Origin of the sequence: Enterobacter sp. RCC_40 (assembly GCF_041360735.1) — a bacterium.
GTDB classification, from domain to species: domain Bacteria; phylum Pseudomonadota; class Gammaproteobacteria; order Enterobacterales; family Enterobacteriaceae; genus Enterobacter; species Enterobacter ludwigii.
Genome location: NZ_JBFUPR010000005.1, coordinates 14,994 through 31,789, shown reverse-complemented (window position 1 = coordinate 31,789; position 16,796 = coordinate 14,994). Strand labels below are relative to the sequence as shown.

Genomic DNA, 16,796 nt, shown 5'->3' with positions numbered 1-16,796 from the left:
AAACGCGTTTACGAAATCGGCGGGTAGCGCGAGCACCACCCGCCATTTTCGTCAGAATACTAAATTAATACAATGCTTTACCGCTGCTGTCTTTCACGTTGGTTTTCCATGCAGCGCGAATCTGCTCAACCACGTTGTCCGGCAGGGTGGCGTAATCCAGCGCGTTAGCCTGTTTGCCGCCGTTTTTGTACGCCCAGTCGAAGAACTTCAACACTTCAGCGCCCTGCTCAGGTTTCTTCTGCTCTTTGTGAACCAGAATGAAGGTGGTAGAGGTGATTGGCCACGCACCGTCGCCTTTCTGGTTAGTCAGATCCTGAGCGAAGGATTTGCTCCAGTCAGCGCCTTTTGCAGCGTTAGCAAAGTTCTCTTCAGTCGGGCTGACTGGCTTGCCATCGGCAGAAACCAGTTTGGTGTAGGACAGGTTGTTCTGCTTAGCGTACGCATACTCTACATAGCCGATAGAACCAGGCAGACGCTGTACGAACGCGGCGATACCGTCGTTGCCTTTACCACCCAGACCGGTTGGCCAGTTAACGGTAGAACCGGAACCGACTTTAGATTTCCACTCTTCGTTCACTTTCGCCAGGTAGCTGGTGAAAACGAAAGAGGTACCGGAACCATCTGCACGACGAACCACTGCGATGTTCTGCGAAGGCAGTTTGACACCCGGGTTCAGTTTGGTGATGGCTTCGTCATCCCATTTTTTGATTTTACCGAGGTAGATGTCACCCAGGGTTTTGCCGTCCAGGACCAGCTCGCCTGATTTCAGGCCTGGAATGTTAACGGCCAGCACAACACCACCGATAACGGTCGGGAACTGGAACAGGCCTTCCTGCGCCAGTTTGTCATCAGACAGTGGAGCATCTGATGCGCCGAAATCAACGGTATTCGCGGTAATTTGTTTTACGCCACCGGAGGAGCCGATACCCTGATAGTTAACCTTGTTACCGGTTTCTTTCTGGTAGGTATCCGCCCATTTGGCATACACCGGCGCAGGGAAGGTTGCACCAGCGCCAGTCAGGCTTGCTTCTGCAAATACAGAGAACGCGCTCAGAGATAAGGTCGCGGCGACAACAGTTGCGACAGTGGTACGCATAACTTTCATAATGTCTCCTGCAAGATTTTCGTAAATCGTTGTTTAGTGGCTACGATGAGCAAAATAGGACAAACAGGTGACAGATAAATGTACGAATTATGACAGTTTTATGACAATGAAAATTTAGCTTAAATATCAGTAAAAATTCATTTAATTATCATCTAGTTAACCACTTACATGACAGCAAGTTTTCAGAAATATTTTCTTTATGTGACACTGAAAAAAGTAGCTGAAGATGACAGATTGTCATAAATAAAAATGCGGATGGGTTGATTAAAAACAAACCAGGAAGGGTAAAAAAGCTCCACCCGAAGGTGGAGCCTGAGGGGATTATTCTACGGTGACCGATTTCGCCAGGTTACGTGGCTGGTCAACGTCAGTGCCTTTGATCAGCGCGACGTGGTAGGCCAGCAACTGCAGCGGAACGGTGTAGAAGATAGGGGCAATCACCTCTTCCACATGCGGCATCTCGATGATGTGCATATTGTCGCTGCTCGCAAAGCCGGCGTCTTTATCGGCGAAGACGTACAGTACACCACCGCGGGCGCGGACTTCTTCGATATTGGACTTCAGTTTTTCCAGCAGTTCGTTGTTAGGTGCTACAACGATGACCGGCATGTCTGCGTCAATCAGCGCCAGCGGGCCGTGTTTCAGCTCGCCTGCTGCGTAAGCTTCCGCGTGGATGTAGGAGATCTCTTTCAGCTTCAACGCGCCTTCCAGCGCAATTGGATACTGATCGCCACGGCCGAGGAACAGGGCGTGATGTTTGTCAGAGAAATCTTCCGCCAGCGCTTCAATGCGTTTGTCCTGAGACAGCATCTGCTCAATACGGCTTGGCAGCGCCTGCAGGCCATGAACGATGTCATGCTCAACAGCCGCATCCTGCCCTTTCAGACGCGCCAGTTTCGCCACCAGCATCAGCAGAACGGTCAGCTGAGTGGTAAACGCTTTGGTGGAGGCCACGCCGATTTCCGTGCCTGCGTTGGTCATCAGCGCCAGATCGGATTCACGAACCAGCGAAGAACCCGGCACGTTACAGATGGCCAGAGAGCCCAGATAGCCCAGCTCTTTAGAGAGACGCAGCGCCGCCAGGGTGTCCGCCGTTTCGCCAGACTGGGAAAGGGTGATCATCAGGCTATTACGACGCACCGCGGATTTGCGGTAGCGGAATTCTGAAGCGATTTCCACGTCACACGGAACACCGGCCAGGGATTCAAACCAGTAGCGGGAGACCATACCGGAGTTGTAGGAGGTACCGCAGGCCACGATCTGAATATGCTCAACCTTACCGAGCAGCTCATTGGCGTTGGCACCCAGTTCGCTCAGGTCCACCTCGCCGTGGCTGATGCGCCCGGTCAGGGTGTTTTTGATGGCGTTCGGCTGCTCGTAAATTTCTTTCTGCATGTAGTGGCGGTAAGCGCCTTTGTCGCCTGCGTCGTACTGCAGATTGGATTCGATCTCCGGGCGTTTCACCTGCTCGCCTTTGGTATCGAATACCGTCACGCTGCGACGCGTCACTTCCGCGATATCACCCTCTTCCAGGAAGATAAAGCGACGGGTAACCGGCAGAAGTGCCAGCTGGTCAGAGGCGATAAAGTTCTCGCCCATACCCAGACCGATAACCATTGGGCTACCGGAACGTGCGGCCAGCAGCGTGGACGGATCGCGTGAATCCATGATTACCGTACCGTATGCACCGCGCAGCTGAGGGATCGCGCGCAGCACCGCTTCACGCAGTGTACCGCCCTGCTCCAGCTCCCAGTGAACCAGGTGAGCAATAACTTCGGTGTCGGTTTCAGAGACGAAGGTATAGCCGCGCGCTTTAAGTTCTTCGCGCAGCGGTTCGTGGTTTTCGATAATGCCGTTATGCACGACCACGATGTGTTCGGACACATGCGGGTGCGCATTGCCTTCAGACGGTTCGCCGTGGGTCGCCCAGCGGGTGTGCGCAATACCTGTGCCACCGTGCAGCGGATGATCTTCCGCAGCCTGGGCCAGCATCTGCACTTTACCGAGACGACGCAGACGGGTCATATGCCCTTCTGCATCCACAACTGCCAGACCGGCAGAGTCGTAACCACGGTATTCCAGACGACGTAAACCTTCGAGAAGGATTTCAGCAATATCACGCTGCGCAACTGCGCCAACAATTCCACACATAGTTTAATTTCCTGATTATGGCGTTATGCCATGCGTTGTCGCTGACCTGTATTTGCCCTTTCCGGGCACCCCGAGCCTTGTAGAGAGTGGGGTTATTGTTATAAGTACTGCCTTTGGGGGGAGGATTATGTTATCCCCTCACCCCAACCCTTTCCCCAGAGGGGCGAGGGCGAAAAACACCGCACCGAACGAGCGCTCTCCTCGCGGGAGAGAGCGGGGTGCAGGTCGTTACTTTTTCTTCACCGGGCGTTTCCAGCCCTGCTTGTGAACCTGCGGCACGCGGCTCAGCACCAGCTCATTGTCGGCAACATCGCGCGTCACGGTCGTCCCGGCGCCAATGGTTACCCCGTTCCCGACCGTCACCGGTGCCACCAGCTGGGTATCAGAACCGACAAACACATCATCACCGATGATGGTTTTAAACTTGTTGGCACCGTCATAGTTGCAGGTGATTGTTCCTGCACCAATGTTCACGTTATCGCCAATTTCTGCATCGCCCAGGTAGGTTAAATGGCCGGCTTTGGAACCTTTGCCCAGACGCGCTTTTTTCATCTCAACGAAGTTGCCAACATGGGCGCCTTCGAGCAATTCAGCGCCAGGGCGCAGACGTGCGAACGGCCCAATGGTGCATGCCGCGTCCAGATGTGCATCTTCAACCACGCTGTACGGGCTAATGTCGCAGTCATCACCGATGACGCTGTTTTTGATAACACAACCGGCACCAATTTTGACGCGGTGGCCAAGCGTGACGTTGCCTTCAAGGATAACGTTAGTATCGATTTCAACGTCGCGCCCGTGAGATAAGGTCCCGCGCAGATCGAAACGCGCCGGGTCGCGCAGCATAACGCCTGCCAGGAGCAGTTTTTCAGCCTGTTCGGACTGATAAACGCGTTCCAGGCGGGAAAGCTGAAGGCGGTTATTCACCCCTTCGGTTTCGCTAATGCGTGCCGGATGAACCGCCGCAATCTCACGCCCTTCCTGATAGGCCATCGCGATGATGTCGGTGATGTAGTACTCACCCTGCGCATTGTTGTTGTTGAGCTTCGACAGCCAGCGCTTCAGGTCCGCGCCATTGGCAATCAGGATACCGGTGTTGATCTCCTGAATCTGACGCTGTGCGTCGCTGGCATCTTTATGCTCAACGATACCCGTTACGTTACCGTTTTCGCGGGTAATGCGGCCATAGCCGGTCGGATCGTCAAGCACGACGGTTAACAACCCGATGCCACCCTGCGGTTTAGCTTCACGCAGGCGGGCAAGGGTGTCGACAGAGATCAGCGGGACGTCGCCGTAAAGCATCAGAATATCTTCGTCATCCGCAAAGAACGGGGCGGCCTGCTGCATGGCGTGTCCGGTCCCCAACTGTTCTGCCTGAAGCACCCAGTTGAGTTTGTCATCGTTCAGCGTCTTTTTAAGCAGATCGCCGCCGTGACCATAGACCAGATGGACCTGACGGGCACCCAGTTCATTAGCGGCATCAATGACATGCTGCACCATCGGCTTTCCTGCCAGCGTGTGCAGTACCTTTGGAAGATCGGAATACATGCGGGTACCTTTACCGGCGGCAAGGATGACCACGCTCATTGTATTGTTCAACATACGCGTCCTGACTGTAATTTGAGTAAGAAGTTAAACCCGTTGACGTTGAAAATTCTACATATTTTGCGTCATAAAATGGAATGGCGGTAAAACGTTCAACATCAGCCAATAATGGCTATTTGAGGCGATTTTTAGGGGCAGAGTAAACCCCTTTTTCTCTGGAAAATAGCCTTCTCGCGGTAAGTCGCTAGCACACACAATAGCTTAGCTATTCTTTTGGATCATGAATAAAGATCGGTGTGATACGAAACCATAAAAAAAGCCAGCCTGGAAACCAGACTGGCTTTGTGCTTTTCAAGCCGGTGTTACATCGCTTTTTTGGTCAACTCGATAACGCGCAGTTTCGCGATCGCTTTGGCCAGCTCCGCAGACGCCTGAGCGTAATCCACGTCACCATGAGAGCTGCTAATGTGCTCTTCAGCCTTACGCTTCGATTCCAGGGCTCGTGCTTCGTCGAGATCCTGGCCACGAATAGCGGTATCGGCCAGAACGGTCACGCTGCCAGGCTGCACTTCAAGAATGCCGCCGGACAGATAGATAAACTCTTCATGACCGAACTGTTTAACGATGCGGATCATACCAGGCTTAATGGCGGTGAGCAGCGGTGCGTGACCCGGGAAAATACCCAGTTCACCTTCACTACCCGTTACCTGGATTTTCTCGACCAGACCAGAGAACATTTGTTGCTCTGCGCTGACGACGTCCAGGTGGTAAGTCATTGCCATATCACCCTCCGATTAAGGCGTTAAAGTTTTTTGGCTTTTTCCACGGCTTCGTCGATGGAACCAACCATGTAGAACGCCTGCTCCGGCAGGTGATCGTATTCGCCTTCCATGATGCCTTTAAAGCCACGGATGGTGTCTTTCAGGGAAACGTATTTACCCGGAGAACCGGTGAATACTTCCGCAACGAAGAACGGCTGGGATAGGAAGCGCTGGATCTTACGCGCACGTGCTACCACCAGTTTGTCTTCTTCAGACAGCTCATCCATACCCAGGATGGCGATGATGTCTTTCAGTTCCTGGTAACGCTGCAGCAGGGACTGTACGCCACGCGCGGTGTCGTAGTGTTCCTGACCCACAACCAGTGGATCCAGCTGACGGCTGGTGGAGTCCAGCGGGTCAACGGCCGGGTAAATACCCAGAGACGCGATCTGACGGCTCAGTACCACGGTTGCGTCAAGGTGCGCAAAGGTGGTGGCTGGGGATGGGTCAGTCAAGTCATCCGCAGGTACGTATACCGCCTGAACGGAGGTGATAGAACCGGTTTTGGTAGAGGTGATACGTTCCTGAAGAACACCCATCTCTTCCGCCAGCGTCGGCTGATAACCTACCGCTGAAGGCATACGACCCAGCAGTGCAGATACTTCAGTACCGGCCAGGGTGTAACGATAGATGTTATCAACGAACAGCAGAACGTCACGGCCTTCGTCACGGAACTTCTCAGCCATAGTCAGGCCAGTCAGCGCAACGCGCAGACGGTTTCCTGGTGGCTCGTTCATCTGGCCGTAAACCAGGGATACTTTGTCCAGAACGTTGGAGTCGGTCATTTCGTGGTAGAAGTCGTTACCCTCACGAGTACGTTCACCTACACCCGCAAATACGGAGTAACCGGAGTGCTCGATCGCGATGTTACGGATCAGCTCCATCATGTTTACGGTTTTACCTACACCCGCACCACCGAACAGACCAACTTTACCGCCCTTCGCAAACGGACACATCAGGTCGATAACTTTGATGCCGGTTTCCAGCAGTTCCTGAGAGCTGGACAGCTCTTCGTAGGAAGGTGCTGCGCGGTGGATAGCCCAACGCTCTTCTTCACCGATGTCGCCTTTCATGTCGATTGGTTGACCCAATACGTTCATGATACGACCCAGTGTTGCTTTACCTACCGGGACTTCGATCGGGTGCTCAAGGTCTTTAACTTCCAGACCACGACGCAGACCGTCGGAAGAACCCATCGCGATGGTACGCACGATACCGCCGCCGAGCTGCTGCTGAACTTCCAGCACCAGGCTCTCGTTACCATTCTGTACCTCAAGCGCGTCGTACACGCGTGGTACGGCGTCCTGAGGGAACTCGACGTCCACCACGGCGCCGATTACCTGGACAATCTTTCCAGTAGCCATCTTGAATCCTCTACGTAATTCGTAAACCTGGTTAAACCGCGGCGGCCCCCGAGACGATCTCGGTGAGTTCCTGAGTAATGCTGGCCTGACGAGCTTTGTTGTAAACCAACTGCAGCTCTTTAATCAGGCTGCCGCCATTATCGGTCGCGGCTTTCATCGCCACCATTCGTGCGGCCTGCTCGCTGGCCAGGTTTTCTACAACGCCCTGATAAACCTGAGATTCAACGTAACGACGCAGCAGGGTATCCAACAGCGGTTTCGGATCGGGTTCATACAGGTAATCCCAGGATTTTTGCTTCAGCTCGTCATCTTCTGATGCCGGTAAAGGCAGCATCTGAGTGAGCGTTGGAACCTGAGACATGGTGTTAATAAATTTGTTGCTGACAACGTACAGTCTGTCCAGACGGCCTTCATCGTAAGCCTGCAACATCACTTTAACCGGGCCGATCAGCTCGGACAGGGAAGGGTTATCACCCATACCCGTCACCTGAGCGACAATGTTGCCACCAACGGAGTTAAAGAAAGAGACGCCTTTAGAGCCGATCATTGCGATATCGCACTGAACGCCTTTTTCAGACCATGCTTTCATATCCGCCAGCAGTTTTTTGAACAGGTTAATGTTCAAGCCGCCACACAGACCACGGTCGGTCGACACCACCAGGTAGCCCACGCGCTTAACGTCGCGTTCTTCCAGGTAAGGGTGCTTATATTCCAGATTACCGTTTGCAAGGTGACCAATCACTTTGCGCATGGTTTCTGCATAAGGACGGCTGGCCGCCATGCGATCCTGCGATTTACGCATTTTGGAAGCGGCGACCATCTCCATCGCTTTAGTGATCTTTTGCGTGTTCTGGACGCTTGCGATCTTACTACGTATCTCTTTTGCGCCGGCCATGAGCTTCTCCTCAATGCCAGGCGGCTTGTCCTGAGACAAGCCGCCGGACGATTACCAGGATTGGGTTGCTTTGAAGGAATCGAGGATAGCTTTCAGCTTGCCTTCGATTTCGTCGTTATAGCCACCGGTCTGGTTGATCTCTTGCATCAGCGGAGCGTGATCACGGTCGACGTAAGCCAGCAGAGCGGCTTCGAAGCTACCGATTTTCGCCAGTTCCACATCTTCGAGGTAACCGCGTTCAGCCGCGAACAGAACCAGGCCCTGCTGAGCAACAGACATTGGTGCGTACTGTTTCTGCTTCAGCAGCTCGGTCACTTTCTGACCGTGGCTCAGCTGTTTACGGGTTGCTTCGTCCAGATCGGATGCGAACTGAGAGAACGCAGCCAGTTCACGATACTGTGCCAGCGCGGTACGAATACCACCGGACAGTTTCTTGATGATCTTGGTCTGAGCAGCACCACCCACACGGGATACGGAGATACCCGGGTTAACTGCCGGACGAATACCGGAGTTAAACAGGTTGGTTTCCAGGAAGATCTGACCATCGGTAATGGAGATTACGTTGGTCGGAACGAACGCAGAAACGTCACCCGCCTGGGTTTCAATGATTGGCAGCGCGGTCAGAGAGCCAGTTTTGCCCTTCACTTCACCTTTGGTGAAGTTCTCGACGTATTCCGCGTTAACGCGGGAAGCACGCTCCAGCAGACGAGAGTGGAGGTAGAATACGTCCCCAGGGAACGCTTCACGTCCTGGTGGACGACGGAGCAGCAGGGAAACCTGACGATATGCAACGGCCTGTTTAGACAGGTCATCGTATACGATCAGCGCATCTTCACCGCGGTCACGGAAGTATTCGCCCATTGCGCAACCGGCGTATGGTGCCAGGTATTGCAGTGCAGCAGATTCAGAAGCGGTCGCCACAACAACGATGGTGTTAGACAGCGCGCCGTGCTCTTCCAGTTTACGAACCACGTTAGAAATGGTGGACGCTTTCTGGCCGATAGCCACGTACACACATTTGATGCCGGAGTCACGCTGGTTGATGATGGCGTCGATAGCCATCGCGGTTTTACCGGTCTGACGGTCACCGATGATCAGTTCACGCTGGCCACGACCGATTGGAATCATGGCATCAACGGACTTATAACCAGTCTGCACTGGCTGATCAACGGACTGACGGTCGATAACGCCTGGTGCGATAACTTCGATTGGGGAGAAGCCATTGTGCTCAACCGGACCTTTACCGTCGATTGGCGCACCCAGGGTGTTAACAACGCGACCCAGCAGGCCACGTCCAACCGGCACTTCCAGAATACGGCCAGTACACTTAACCTTCATGCCTTCGGCGAGGTCAGCATATGGACCCATCACAACTGCACCTACGGAGTCGCGCTCCAGGTTCAGTGCGATAGCGTAACGGTTACCCGGCAGGGAAATCATCTCACCCTGCATACAATCGGCCAGGCCGTGGATGCGGATAACACCGTCACTTACAGAAACAATAGTACCTTCGTTGTGAGCTTCGCTCACAACACTGAACTGAGCAATGCGCTGCTTGATCAGTTCGCTGATTTCGGTGGAATTCAGTTGCATGCTCCAGTCCCCTTAAGACTGCAAGACGTCTGCAAGGCGTTCAAGACGGCCGCGTACGCTGCCATCAATGACCATATCACCCGAACGGATGATTACGCCTGCCATTACAGACTTATCGATTTTGCAATTCAGCTTAACTTTGCGTGACAGACGTTTTTCCATCGCGGCGGTGATTTTCGCAAGCTGTTCATCACTCAGTTCAGTCGCAGAAGTCACTTCGACTTCAGCGGTAGCTTCACTAAGGGCACGTAAGTGCTCAAACTGCTCGAGAACATCCGGGAGCACACGGAGACGACCATTTTCTGCCATTACCTTAATCAGGTTCTGACCATTGGCATCCAGTTGCTCTCCGCACACGGCGATAAACGACGCGGCGAGAGTTTCAGGCGCTAACGCACCAGAAAGCAACTCGGCCATTTGTTCGTTTTTCGTCACCTCAGCGGCAAACGCCAGCATATCCTGCCAGCGATCGACATTTTGGTGTTCGACAGCAAAGTCAAAAGCTGCTTTGGCGTAGGGGCGAGCTACCGTAACAAATTCAGACATCAGCCCCTCCCTCCTTACAGTTCAGCGACAAGTTTGTCCACGATGTCGCTGTTAGCAGCTTCATCCACGGAACGTTCGATGATCTTCTCGGCGCCAGCAACAGCCAGAATCGCAACCTGCTTACGCAGTTCTTCGCGAGCACGTTTACGCTCAGCTTCAATTTCAGCCTGAGCTTGTGTCACGATCTTAGTACGTTCCTGTTCTGCTTCAGCTTTGGCTTCGTCCAGGATCTGCGAACGGCGTTTGTTAGCCTGTTCGATGATAACCTGAGCTTCCGCTTTCGCTTTTTTCAGCTGGTCTGTCGCGTTGGCCTGTGCAAGGTCCAAATCTTTCTTAGCGCGTTCTGCAGAAGCCAGACCGTCAGCAATTTCTTTCTGACGTTTTTCGATGGCAGCCATTAAAGGCGGCCATACATACTTCATGCAGAACCAGACAAAGAGAATAAACGCGATGGCCTGGCCGAGGATTGTTGCGTTCATGTTCACAGCACAATACCTCTTTAATATCTGTGGCTTAGGGTTTTAAAACTACTACTACGCGACAGCAAACATCACGTACAGACCCAGACCTACAGCGATCATTGGGATAGCATCCACCAGACCCATAACGATAAAGAACTGAGTACGCAGCAGAGGAATCAGATCAGGTTGACGCGCTGCGCCTTCCAGGAATTTGCCCCCGAGGATGCCGATACCGATCGCAGCACCGATAGCCGCCAGACCCATCATCACAGCGGCAGCCATGTACAGCAGATCCATATTCAGGTTTTCCATGACAGTCTCCAGTTTGTTTCAATTAAAACGTAGTAGTGTTGGTAAAAAATCAGTGCTCTTCAGACGCCATCGACAGATAGACGATCGTCAGAACCATGAAGATAAAGGCTTGCAGCGTAATGATCAGGATGTGGAAAATGGCCCAAGGCACATTCAGAATCCACTGTGACCACCACGGCAGAAGACCCGCGATCAGAATGAAAATCAGCTCACCCGCATACATGTTGCCGAACAGTCGCAGACCCAGTGAAACAGGTTTGGACAGCAGGCTAACGCCTTCCAGGATCAGGTTGACCGGAATAAACGCCCAGTGGTTGAACGGCTGCAAGGTAAGCTCTTTCACGAAGCCGCTTACGCCTTTCATTTTGATGCTGTAGAAAAGAATCAGGATAAACACGCCCAGCGCCATCGACAGGGTGATGTTCACGTCAGCGGACGGCACCACGCGCAGTGCTGGTAGACCGAGGACATGTTCGCCAATCCACGGCAGGAAATCGATTGGCAGCAGGTCCATCAGGTTCATCAGGAACACCCAAACGAACACGGTCAGGGCCAGCGGAGCAATCAGCTTGCTCTTACCATGGTACATGTCTTTGACGCTGCCATGGACGAAGCCGATGATCATTTCGATGAACGTCTGGAATTTCCCTGGAACACCGCTGGTCGCTCTTTTCGCAACACCGCGGAACATGGCCAGGAACAGAAGACCCAAAACGACCGAGAAGAACATGGAGTCGATGTTGATCGTCCAGAAGGTGGCCGGGGGGTTATGCGGATCCACCAGCGAGAATGTACGCAGGTCCAGCTGAAGGTTATTCAGATGGTGACCTATGTAATCCTGCGGCGTCATATTTTCTGAAGCCATGATGCCTTTTACCCTTTATTGTTGATTACAGCTGGAGCCAGAACTTGTACCACCAGCACCAAAACCCACGTTGCTATCAGCGGCATGAATACCACTTTCAAAACCGCCAGCGCCATCACCAGTAGAGCAAAGGTCAGCAACACCTTACACACTTCACCGAGAGCGAAGGACCAGGCCACACGGCCTTTGGCAGGTGTATGCGCCTGATGACGCCAGGCAAAAATCATAAACAATACGTTTGGCAGAACAACCGCCAAACCCCCGCACACGGCGGAGATGCCCCAGAAGGGGTCTTTGAGGCTAAACAGCAGTCCACTTGCTATCACAGCCAGAAACTGAATGAACAGAAGCTTACGAGCAACGTTTCTACTCAAGAGCGACACAGACATCACGTTTTTACTCCTGCTCCCTTCGAGGTATGCCGCGTGTCGTATAAAACGTCCTTTAAGGCTCAGAGTCAAGCATCAAAAAGCGGTCAAATTATACGGTGCGCACCCGTGATTTCAAACATTAAGTAGCGAAAAGGTGAATAAATGTTTAAATATTTTTCCCCGCCGCTATTTTTTAACTTTTCCTGAAAGCCACGACCTTCGACCAAAACTGCAAACAGCGCGAAAACGTTGGCTACAAAGCGTGCACGAGATCACAAAATACACATTTGCGATAAGGGTGTATTTATCAAAGACGCAAATCGGTTTATTTCATCTTTATGAAATTAAAGACAAATTATCGTAACTATTTTCAAAACAGCCCGGTATACAATAAAAACCTTTTATTGACATTCTTAATAAATATTTAACATTCGATTCTGGTTGCCGTATTCCACTTTTAGCAGACTGATATTTTCGATGTTGACTATCTTCATGCTGAACAATGGCTGTTACGTTAACCGTTAGAAAAACCTTAGTAACATAGAGGTTAAACTCTCTTCGGTAAAACCAGAGAATTTGTGCTGTTATTTAACATGGTCAGAACAGCACGAATTCCACAATTTTTATTAAATATTTAAAAATTGTTTGGCTTAATTATCACCAGATGGCGTTCACCCTCAAGCTGAGGAATGTTTAATTTCTCAACGGATTCGACAGCAAAACCCTCCGGAAGCTGTTCAATTTCATCGCCCGGCAACTGCCCTTTCAGGGCATAAAAGCGGCCATCTTGTGCAGGCAAGTGCTTACACCAGCTCACCATATCATTGAGCGACGCAAACGCGCGGCTGATAACACCGTCAAACGGTGGCTCCGCGGGGAACGCCTCTACCCTGCTCTGTACAGGGGCGATATTCTCCAGCTTCAGCTCATGCTGGACCTGACGTAAAAAACGGACGCGTTTGCCAAGGCTGTCCAGCAGCGTGAAATGGCTCTCAGGGCGGACAATCGACAGCGGGATCCCCGGCAGGCCAGGACCTGTGCCCACATCGAGAAAGCGCTCCCCTTTAAGATACGGCGCAACCACGATGCTATCGAGGATATGACGAACCAGCATCTCGTTGGGGTCGCGAACAGACGTCAGGTTGTACGCTTTATTCCATTTGTTCAGCATATCGACATAGGCCACCAGCTGAGTTTTCTGGTGATCGGTGAGCGAAATACCTGCCTGTTCCAGCAGACGAGAGAGTTTATTGAGCACAGTGGGTACCTGTTTAGACATAAATTGCCCGGTGGCGCTTACCGGGCCTACGAATTAGCAGGGCGGGTAGCGAAGCGCCACCCGCCAAAAGCACTGGATATTATGCGCTACGGCGCAGCATACCTTGCTTTTTCAGCCACACCAGCAGAATCGAAATCGCGGCAGGTGTGACACCGGAGATACGGGATGCCTGACCGATCGACACAGGCTTATGATCGTTCAGCTTGGCGATCACTTCATTGGAAAGCCCCGTCACCTGACGGTAGTCCAGCATTTCCGGCAGCAGCGTATTTTCGTTGCGCTGCTGTTTTTCAATCTCATCCTGCTGACGCGCGATGTAACCTTCGTATTTGACCTGGATCTCAACCTGTTCAGCCGCTTCAGCGTCTTCAAGGCCAGGCGCGAACGCGGTCAGTTTCACCAGGTTCTCGTAGGTCACTTCAGGGCGACGCAGCAAGTCTTCGCCGCTGGCTTCGCGCGAAAGCGGCGCAGTTAAGTGAGCATTCACTTCTGCAGCGGTTTCCGCCTGTGGATTCACCCAGGTGGTTTTCAGACGCTGACGTTCCTGCTCAATGCGTTCCAGTTTTTCGTTATAGCGCGCCCAGCGTTCGTCATCCACCAGACCCAGTTCACGACCCACTTCGGTCAGACGCAGGTCGGCGTTATCTTCGCGCAGCATCAGGCGATATTCCGCGCGAGAGGTAAACATACGGTACGGTTCTTTGGTACCCAGGGTGCAAAGATCGTCGACCAGCACGCCCAGATAAGCCTGAGAACGCGCAGGTGCCCAGCCCTCTTTCTCCGCAGAGAAGCGTGCTGCGTTCAGACCGGCAAGCAGACCCTGAGCGGCAGCTTCTTCGTAACCGGTCGTGCCGTTAATCTGGCCGGCGAAGAACAGACCGTGGATGAATTTGCTCTCCAGGGTTGGCTTCAGGTCACGCGGATCGAAGAAATCGTACTCAATAGCGTAGCCAGGACGAACGATTTTCGCGTTCTCCATACCCTGCATTGAGCGAACAATTTGCATCTGCACATCGAACGGCAGGCTGGTGGAGATGCCGTTCGGGTAAATTTCATTTGACGTCAGTCCTTCCGGCTCCAGGAAGATCTGGTGCTGGTTACGATCGGCAAAGCGCATCACTTTGTCTTCGATCGACGGACAGTAACGCGGGCCGATCCCTTCGATCACGCCAGCGTACATTGGGCTGCGGTCAAGGTTATTGCGGATCACGTCATGGGTTTTTTCGTTGGTATGCGTGATGTAGCACGGTACCTGCTGCGGATGTTGAGCCGCATTGCCCATGAACGAGAACACCGGCATGGGGTTATCACCGTGCTGTTGTGCCAGCACGCTGAAATCAATGGTGCGCGCATCAATACGCGGTGGCGTGCCTGTTTTCAGGCGACTGACGCGCAGCGGAAGTTCACGCAGACGACGAGACAGCGGAATGGACGGCGGATCGCCAGCACGGCCACCGCTGTAGTTATCCAGACCGATATGGATTTTGCCATCCAGGAAGGTCCCGACAGTCAGTACGACGGCTTTCGCGCGGAACTTGAGGCCCATCTGGGTTACGGCACCCACAACGCGATCGTTTTCAACGATAAGATCTTCTACCGCCTGCTGGAAGATCATCAGGTTTGGCTGATTCTCCAGGGCAGTACGTACCGCCTGACGGTAAAGCACGCGGTCTGCCTGAGCACGGGTGGCACGCACAGCGGGACCTTTGCTCGCGTTTAGTATCCTAAACTGGATGCCGGCATGATCGATCGCTTTCGCCATCAGGCCGCCAAGTGCATCCACTTCTTTTACCAGGTGTCCTTTCCCAATGCCGCCAATCGCCGGATTACAGGACATTTGTCCCAGCGTGTCGATATTGTGTGTCAAAAGCAGGGTCTGCTGACCCATTCGCGCTGCGGCCATTGCGGCCTCAGTGCCTGCATGACCCCCGCCAATGATGATGACGTCAAAAGGATCCTGATAAAACATGGTGGTCTGCCTCGCGTAAAGCGGTATGAAAATGGATTGAAGCCCGGGCCGTGGATTCTACTCAACTTTAGTCTTTCGAGAAAGCATTGGGATCCTGGGCTATTAAAAAGAAGATCTTTTTATTTAGAGATCTGTTCTATTGTGATCTCTTATTAGGATCGAGTACCTCTGTGGATAAGCCCGATCTCACGATGAAGATCATGCAGTTAGAAAGGATCGTTTGCTGTGAATGATCGGTGATCCTGGCCAGTATAAGCTGGGATCAGATCGCGACTTTATACACAGGGCCAAAACAGCCTCAGAGTTATAACTTGGATAACTACCGCTTAATACGAGCTTTTAACCAGAGTTATCCACATCTGTTCGCGCGATCTTTAATCGTTTTTGAGTAAATTTTTCCATTCACCCAGCCAGATCTCCGCTGGATCTTCCGGAATGTCATGATCGAGGATGTTGATCTTCAGTGTTTCACCCAGCTGTTTTGCCCCACAGGCAGTCACAGCGGCTTCGACTTTCTCTATTGCACCGCAAAAGGTGTCATATTCACGACTGCCGATACCCACCGCGCCAAAACGGACGTTTGACAGGTCAGGCTGCTGTTCCAGCAGTTCGTCATATAAAGGTTGCAGATTATCCGGCAGATCGCCTGCGCCGTGCGTCGAGGTGATCAGTAGCCAGACCCCATCAGTCGGGAGATCGTCAAGCAACGGGCCGTGCAGTGTTTCGGTGGAAAAGCCCGCGTCTTCCAGCTTCTCAGCCAGATGTTCCGCAACGTATTCCGCGCCGCCCAGGGTGCTGCCACTGATAAGGGTAATGTCCGCCATTGATCGCTCGCTCAAATAAAGAGGGGCTCATTGTACGCTGTGAACGAGCTGGGATCTACCTGTGGAAAATGTGGGAATGAATTTGCCCAATCAGGGGCGGATGGTACGCATGATCGGGTTCTGCAGGGAGATCAATGTTTCAGTGGACTGAATTTCATCAATTGTTTGGATCTTGTTGATAAGTACCTGCTGGAGGGCATCAATGGAGCGGCACATCACCTTTATAAAGATACTGTAGTGCCCGGTGGTGTAGTACGCCTCTGTGACTTCTTCAAGCGCGTTGAGCTTCGCCAGGGCTGACGGATAGTCTTTGGCGCTTTTGAGAATAATGCCAATAAAGCAGCAGACGTCATAACCCAGCTGCTTAGGGCTGACGTCGATACGTGCGCCGGTAATGATCCCCGCCTGTTTCATCTTTTCCACGCGAACGTGGATTGTGCCCGGACTGACGCCAAACTGTTTCGCCAGTTCCGCGTAGGCAGTACGAGCATTGGCCATTAAGGCCTCCAGGATGCCGCGGTCCAGATTATCGATCTGATAATTTTCCATAGCTTTTTCTTATGAACATTAATGAATCTCTCTATTCTAGCGCCATATTTTAATGAATCAAAAGTGAAGGTGGCTTTTTGTTGATGGGTTATTGAATTACAGGCCATTTTTGTTGCTTAATCTCTATCAACAGGACGCAGGAGTATAAA

Annotated in this window: 16 protein-coding genes; all 16 read right to left on the bottom strand. The window is 52.4% G+C overall.

Going from position 1 to position 16,796, the window contains the following annotated elements; all coding sequences use genetic code 11:
* Positions 1–64 precede the first annotated feature (64 nt).
* Entirely contained in the window at positions 65–1,105 is a 1,041-nt protein-coding gene (gene pstS, locus AB6731_RS17105; protein WP_014172287.1) for a phosphate ABC transporter substrate-binding protein PstS, read from the bottom strand.
* 321 nt (positions 1,106–1,426) lie between these two features.
* Entirely contained in the window at positions 1,427–3,256 is a 1,830-nt protein-coding gene (gene glmS, locus AB6731_RS17100) for a glutamine--fructose-6-phosphate transaminase (isomerizing) (RefSeq protein ID WP_044857050.1), read from the bottom strand.
* A 228-nt stretch (positions 3,257–3,484) separates the two neighbouring features.
* Positions 3,485–4,855, bottom strand: coding sequence for a bifunctional UDP-N-acetylglucosamine diphosphorylase/glucosamine-1-phosphate N-acetyltransferase GlmU (glmU, locus tag AB6731_RS17095; RefSeq protein ID WP_371006591.1), 1,371 nt, complete (start codon positions 4,853–4,855; stop codon positions 3,485–3,487).
* Positions 4,856–5,160: 305 nt separating this feature from the next.
* A complete protein-coding gene (locus AB6731_RS17090) occupies positions 5,161–5,580 on the bottom strand; it encodes a F0F1 ATP synthase subunit epsilon (protein WP_006177560.1) in 420 nt (139 codons plus the stop codon).
* A gap of 20 nt (positions 5,581–5,600) precedes the next feature.
* The gene (atpD, locus tag AB6731_RS17085; RefSeq protein ID WP_006177559.1) at positions 5,601–6,983 is read right to left on the bottom strand and encodes a F0F1 ATP synthase subunit beta; all 1,383 of its coding nucleotides are present in this window, start codon (positions 6,981–6,983) and stop codon (positions 5,601–5,603) included.
* A 31-nt stretch (positions 6,984–7,014) separates the two neighbouring features.
* Positions 7,015–7,878 (bottom strand): F0F1 ATP synthase subunit gamma, encoded by an 864-nt coding sequence (gene atpG / locus AB6731_RS17080; RefSeq protein ID WP_020882764.1) that lies wholly within the window; start codon positions 7,876–7,878, stop codon positions 7,015–7,017.
* A gap of 51 nt (positions 7,879–7,929) precedes the next feature.
* Positions 7,930–9,471: a F0F1 ATP synthase subunit alpha gene (gene atpA / locus AB6731_RS17075; RefSeq protein ID WP_371006590.1), complete on the bottom strand. Its 1,542-nt coding sequence runs from the start codon at positions 9,469–9,471 to the stop codon at positions 7,930–7,932.
* Between the two features lie 12 nt (positions 9,472–9,483).
* Complete coding sequence (gene atpH, locus AB6731_RS17070) at positions 9,484–10,017, bottom strand: F0F1 ATP synthase subunit delta (protein WP_014172281.1); 534 nt, start codon at positions 10,015–10,017, stop codon at positions 9,484–9,486.
* 14 nt (positions 10,018–10,031) lie between these two features.
* Positions 10,032–10,502 (bottom strand): F0F1 ATP synthase subunit B, encoded by a 471-nt coding sequence (gene atpF / locus AB6731_RS17065; RefSeq protein ID WP_003862370.1) that lies wholly within the window; start codon positions 10,500–10,502, stop codon positions 10,032–10,034.
* 48 nt (positions 10,503–10,550) lie between these two features.
* Positions 10,551–10,790 carry a F0F1 ATP synthase subunit C gene (gene atpE / locus AB6731_RS17060; protein WP_000429386.1) on the bottom strand — a complete coding sequence of 80 codons (240 nt, stop codon included), beginning with the start codon at positions 10,788–10,790 and terminating at the stop codon, positions 10,551–10,553.
* A 49-nt stretch (positions 10,791–10,839) separates the two neighbouring features.
* Positions 10,840–11,655 (bottom strand): F0F1 ATP synthase subunit A, encoded by an 816-nt coding sequence (atpB, locus tag AB6731_RS17055; RefSeq protein ID WP_014172280.1) that lies wholly within the window; start codon positions 11,653–11,655, stop codon positions 10,840–10,842.
* Positions 11,656–11,663: 8 nt separating this feature from the next.
* A complete protein-coding gene (atpI, locus tag AB6731_RS17050; protein WP_008500194.1) occupies positions 11,664–12,044 on the bottom strand; it encodes a F0F1 ATP synthase subunit I in 381 nt (126 codons plus the stop codon).
* A gap of 616 nt (positions 12,045–12,660) precedes the next feature.
* A complete protein-coding gene (gene rsmG / locus AB6731_RS17045; RefSeq protein ID WP_371006633.1) occupies positions 12,661–13,284 on the bottom strand; it encodes a 16S rRNA (guanine(527)-N(7))-methyltransferase RsmG in 624 nt (207 codons plus the stop codon).
* Between the two features lie 100 nt (positions 13,285–13,384).
* Positions 13,385–15,274, bottom strand: coding sequence for a tRNA uridine-5-carboxymethylaminomethyl(34) synthesis enzyme MnmG (gene mnmG / locus AB6731_RS17040; protein ID WP_032679278.1), 1,890 nt, complete (start codon positions 15,272–15,274; stop codon positions 13,385–13,387).
* Between the two features lie 374 nt (positions 15,275–15,648).
* On the bottom strand, positions 15,649–16,098 hold the full coding sequence (gene mioC, locus AB6731_RS17035; protein WP_020882767.1) for an FMN-binding protein MioC: 450 nt from the start codon (positions 16,096–16,098) through the stop codon (positions 15,649–15,651).
* Between the two features lie 90 nt (positions 16,099–16,188).
* Entirely contained in the window at positions 16,189–16,647 is a 459-nt protein-coding gene (gene asnC, locus AB6731_RS17030; RefSeq protein ID WP_014172275.1) for a transcriptional regulator AsnC, read from the bottom strand.
* Positions 16,648–16,796: the final 149 nt, after the last annotated feature.

What these genes read in the sequence shown, in the direction of transcription:
- pstS (WP_014172287.1), bottom strand. Translation starts at nt 1,105, where the DNA reads ATGAAAGTTATGCGTACCACTGTCGCAACTGTTGTCGCCGCGACCTTA.
- glmS (WP_044857050.1), bottom strand. Translation starts at nt 3,256, where the DNA reads ATGTGTGGAATTGTTGGCGCAGTTGCGCAGCGTGATATTGCTGAAATC.
- glmU (WP_371006591.1), bottom strand. Translation starts at nt 4,855, where the DNA reads ATGTTGAACAATACAATGAGCGTGGTCATCCTTGCCGCCGGTAAAGGT.
- AB6731_RS17090 (WP_006177560.1), bottom strand. Translation starts at nt 5,580, where the DNA reads ATGGCAATGACTTACCACCTGGACGTCGTCAGCGCAGAGCAACAAATG.
- atpD (WP_006177559.1), bottom strand. Translation starts at nt 6,983, where the DNA reads ATGGCTACTGGAAAGATTGTCCAGGTAATCGGCGCCGTGGTGGACGTC.
- atpG (WP_020882764.1), bottom strand. Translation starts at nt 7,878, where the DNA reads ATGGCCGGCGCAAAAGAGATACGTAGTAAGATCGCAAGCGTCCAGAAC.
- atpA (WP_371006590.1), bottom strand. Translation starts at nt 9,471, where the DNA reads ATGCAACTGAATTCCACCGAAATCAGCGAACTGATCAAGCAGCGCATT.
- atpH (WP_014172281.1), bottom strand. Translation starts at nt 10,017, where the DNA reads ATGTCTGAATTTGTTACGGTAGCTCGCCCCTACGCCAAAGCAGCTTTT.
- atpE (WP_000429386.1), bottom strand. Translation starts at nt 10,790, where the DNA reads ATGGAAAACCTGAATATGGATCTGCTGTACATGGCTGCCGCTGTGATG.
- atpB (WP_014172280.1), bottom strand. Translation starts at nt 11,655, where the DNA reads ATGGCTTCAGAAAATATGACGCCGCAGGATTACATAGGTCACCATCTG.
- atpI (WP_008500194.1), bottom strand. Translation starts at nt 12,044, where the DNA reads ATGTCTGTGTCGCTCTTGAGTAGAAACGTTGCTCGTAAGCTTCTGTTC.
- mnmG (WP_032679278.1), bottom strand. Translation starts at nt 15,274, where the DNA reads ATGTTTTATCAGGATCCTTTTGACGTCATCATCATTGGCGGGGGTCAT.
- mioC (WP_020882767.1), bottom strand. Translation starts at nt 16,098, where the DNA reads ATGGCGGACATTACCCTTATCAGTGGCAGCACCCTGGGCGGCGCGGAA.
- asnC (WP_014172275.1), bottom strand. Translation starts at nt 16,647, where the DNA reads ATGGAAAATTATCAGATCGATAATCTGGACCGCGGCATCCTGGAGGCC.